2 protein-coding genes are annotated in these 4,125 nt (G+C 44.1%); both read left to right on the top strand.

All coding sequences use genetic code 11. The features are described 5' to 3' along the window. Positions 1–72 precede the first annotated feature (72 nt). Positions 73–1,311: an alpha-xenorhabdolysin family binary toxin subunit A gene (locus BCT81_RS19405; RefSeq protein ID WP_102425519.1), complete on the top strand. Its 1,239-nt coding sequence runs from the start codon at positions 73–75 to the stop codon at positions 1,309–1,311. 167 nt (positions 1,312–1,478) lie between these two features. Further along, entirely contained in the window at positions 1,479–3,875 is a 2,397-nt protein-coding gene (locus BCT81_RS19410) for a hypothetical protein (RefSeq protein ID WP_102425520.1), read from the top strand. Positions 3,876–4,125: the final 250 nt, after the last annotated feature.

Genomic DNA, 4,125 nt, shown 5'->3' on the forward strand with positions numbered 1-4,125 from the left:
GGAACACCATTTCATGGTAGGGGATTTTATTGTCTCTAGAAAAGCTAATAACAAATCTAACAGGGATAAAACATGAAAAAAATCACACGAACGCTGGTATTATCTTCGATCTCGATTGGACTGCTTTCCTCTTTTGCTTTCACTTCTCAAGCAGCGCCAATTCAAGTCAATCAAGCGTCAGCCGAACAGAACATACCTCAAATCACCTACGATACGATCACCGGTGAAAATGGCGTTTTTATCGATCTAGAAACCGACAATTTCATCCTCAAACAGCAAGAGTGGTATCAGATTCAAGCGTATGTCGAGGGAGCACTGGCACTGCCCGTCACAGAAACCAGCATGAAATCGGCTTTTAGCATTCCTAACGACATCCCTTTTTCTAACTTCCAAGCCCTAGTTCAGCAATATTCCAATATCCATGACACCGCTTTCTACTGGAAAAAGGACCTGTATCCAAGCATCGTGAACCTCTCATTGAGCCTAGCGAACTACGTACAAATCAAAGACTACATGCTCACCCCTTTGAGCGACGCCCTTAATGAGATGTTGGCAAAAGCATTTTCACCCTTACCGGAAGATATCGAGGCTGTTGAACGCAACCGAAAAATGGCGATTGCTTATCTGAAAAGCCTGCAAAACTTTTCATTGAGATACCAGCAAGAGGTGTCCGATGTGGGTGACAACTTGTTGGACTTTTCTGCGCAACTAGACACGCAAAAGCTACAACTTGAAGTGTTGGAAGGGACCCATAACGGGTATCTAACGGATGATGGCAGCGTACTTCAACAGCAAGTGAACGATATCAATGCCCGAATCGAACAACTCAACAAAGACTACACGCACTATGTCACGGTTGCCTCTACTGCCGTCACCTACGCGTGGTTCCCTTTAGTAGCCGTACCAATTATGGGTGTCTACGGAGATAAAGCAGAGAAAGCGCGTAAGCTTCGCAACGAACTGCAAAATGAAGTTAAAGATTTAGAAGAACAATTGTCTTACACACAAAAGGTATATAACTCTTACCATCGCTCTTCAGAAAGCATTGATCTTATATCTCAGCAAATTGAAGACGCTATCCCACATATTAATAAGCTGAAGTTAAATTGGCAGCAAATGAACACCGACTTCACATCACTGCTTGCTGCATTGGATGAAGCTCAAAACAATGCCGACATCATGAAAGACGACGCAATGCTTGGTGCTATCGGTGCATTAGCCAATACATCGGTTGCAGAAATGAACTGGAATAACATCAGCGAGAAAGCGAAGGCATTTGCAAATAATGCTTATATTCAAGAAATGGAGTAGTCCATACCCATCGACAAATAGCTCGGCAAAGCGAAGCCTCGCTATAAGTTAAACCTGTAAGACCAATAAAAACAAACTAACAACAGAACCCCACGCCTTATGAAAAATAAGGTGTTGGTTTCTGCTACCCAAAATTTGGCTAATACTCATTTCGACAGGACATTAATATGAGAATTCTACCGATTATTATTTCTCTTTCATTATCTCCACAAGCTTTTGCTAGTGACTGGCTAGAGCTTAATAACTTGCCTAATTCCATCGAATACCCAACTTGGGTTCAGTCTGCCTATTCAGATGTCGATGTTCTCTCTCGCTCTACGTCGGATCTCCACATCAACCTCAGTGACTGGGTTGCAGAGCAGAACCTTTACGTGACTAAGCCCTCCAAGATCGTCGTTTTTGCCGATACCATTGAGGTTCCAGAAAACTTCAACTTGGTGGTGAATAACCAAAACATTCTCATTTTTGCCCGTAAAATTGTCGGACAAGGCGCCCCGACTTTCGTTCTCGGGCAACAAGGTGCTGCGGCATCAGTGACTGTGATTGCAGGAGAGATCGAAACTCCAATTAATGTCCTCGCTTTCCAAAACGATGGCAGCATTACACGAGATGCCCTTTCAGCAGAAGATGGCGATGGAACCTCTGTGGTATTAGCAGGAGAACACTACCGCAGAACCACCATCGACTCGAACATTACTGGGCAAATGAAACTGGCGACCACACCTTTTACCGACATTGTTAACCGCTCTTTTGATATGGCTGCCAGCTTATTCGACACCAACCCAGAACTTAGCCTCGAACTGATTAACTGGATTGAGCAGAGTTTGCGTCACGCAGGCTCTGTGGTGGAAGATGACCCTATCCTTTCAGATCTATACCTCCAAACCGTAGCCTTCAAACAGTTCATTAGTTTTAGTACTAAAGAGAGCAACTATGTGCCTTATCTCGACAAGGTACTCTACCAAGGCAAATACGAAGCGTACCTGAACGCAATGATCGCGTATCAAGCGCAGTGGGATATCATTCAAGACAGAAGTACGGTGATCGAAGACAAGATTGAAGCTGCGAAGTTAGCACTCGCTAACGTTGAAGACGTTCTCAGAGCACAAGACTCGATCATCAATCAAACCCAATCCAACATCGACAAAATAGGCGACAGCCTGACCGAAATCGACAGCCAATACAAAGCTCAGGAGCTTGTGACACTGAGTGCAAGAACCACTTACTTGGTCGGCGTGGAAAACTGGAAAACTCAGCAAGAGCTCAATGCAGCCTTGGCTATCTTCAAAGCCATCGCAGAGATTGGCAGTGCCGTCAGTGGTGTGTTCACAGGGAATCTATCTGGTGTGAACGACCTCACCGAGCAGTTGGCTAAAACGCCAGAAGCACTGGATAAAGCGAAAAACTTAGTCACCAATATAAAATCAGTCACGGGGATCATTGATAGCGTTACCAAGACCATTTCGGGCATCGCACAGCTCACCGCCGATGTGAAATCGACCATCAAACTTCATAAAATCTCCGAAGCGATGGATGGCTTTGACTTTAATATTCCGACTTTGAATGAGAGCAATCTAGCTTGGGATCTGATGATCACCGAGATCCGCAGTAATTTAAGGCTTGCTGATAGCTTGGGAATTAAAGGCGCAAGACAATACCTAGTCGAACTCGAAAAACAGGTGCTATTAGGCAAAGCCATTAACACCACTCAGCTTAACTTTGCGCAAGAGCAAGCCAAACTCGTCGACCTATTATTGACCAAAAACGTCACCGCTAATCAACAGCAAAGATTGAGTGACTCCATTGAGAGTTATCAGGTAGACAGCGAAGGTTTCGACTCCATCGAGCGTGAGCTTTCACGAGTGCTAATGCACTTCAAACGACCAATGTATGTGGCTTTGTCTAACTATGTTCAGGCATACGAATACTGGGCATTGAAACCAAGTGAGATAACACCTTCGTTGAATAAAAGTTACTTGGACTACCAGTTTGACCTTGCGTCCATAGAAAGTGAGTATGTGAATGCACTCTCTTCATTCCAGCCAGCACCACAAGACTTCACTATCGACAACTACACCATCTCTAGCCAAGAGCAGCTCGATAGCTTCGCAACCACTGGCGAGTTGAACTTCACTATTCCATTAGGTCAGGCACAACTATGTTCATTCGACCGAGTCAGACTCTCTACTGTACGTGTGTTCTTAGAAGGGGAAAACTTACCTTATGGCAAGCAACTCAACCTTGAAATATCGAGTTCAGGTAACTATGCCGACCGCTATCAGGATCAGGATTACCAATTCAGTTCTAATCCAGTCTCACGAGCGTTTTACTACCGCTTGGATGACCCAACCACCAATGACGTTAGCATCATCACAGATGGCGCAGTGGCGAATAAGTTCGAATATGCGTACTTCCAACCAACTCCATTCTCGACATGGAATGTCACCCTCAACAACTTCGATGAGGCAGACCAAGCCAACAACCTATACCTAAAAGATGTCGAACAAATTAGGGGTGAGTTCTTAGGCAGTGGTATCCCTAATGGCAACAGTTGTTCTAATTAGTCGGAATAGTGAAAAAGGATAACATGAAACACAAAAAGCCCCCCCTTAAGCTATCTGAGGGCCAGCATTATTACGCATAAACCGGTGGAAATCCCTATTCTAGGTATAGAAAGGGATTTCTTCAACTATGATTCAAGCTAGATAGTAAGAACCGTAAACACAGTGTGTTAATTTTTATCAACTACTCATTTGGAGGACAAGTTATGACTTTGACCTGATTCTTATACTGAAATACCAATAAACAATCCTG

Source organism: Vibrio sp. 10N.261.52.A1 (assembly GCF_002876325.1).
GTDB lineage: Bacteria > Pseudomonadota > Gammaproteobacteria > Enterobacterales > Vibrionaceae > Vibrio > Vibrio chagasii.

Excerpts from the sequence above, each read along its gene's own strand:
- BCT81_RS19405 (WP_102425519.1), top strand. The coding sequence starts at position 73 with ATGAAAAAAATCACACGAACGCTGGTATTATCTTCGATCTCGATTGGA.
- BCT81_RS19410 (WP_102425520.1), top strand. The coding sequence starts at position 1,479 with ATGAGAATTCTACCGATTATTATTTCTCTTTCATTATCTCCACAAGCT.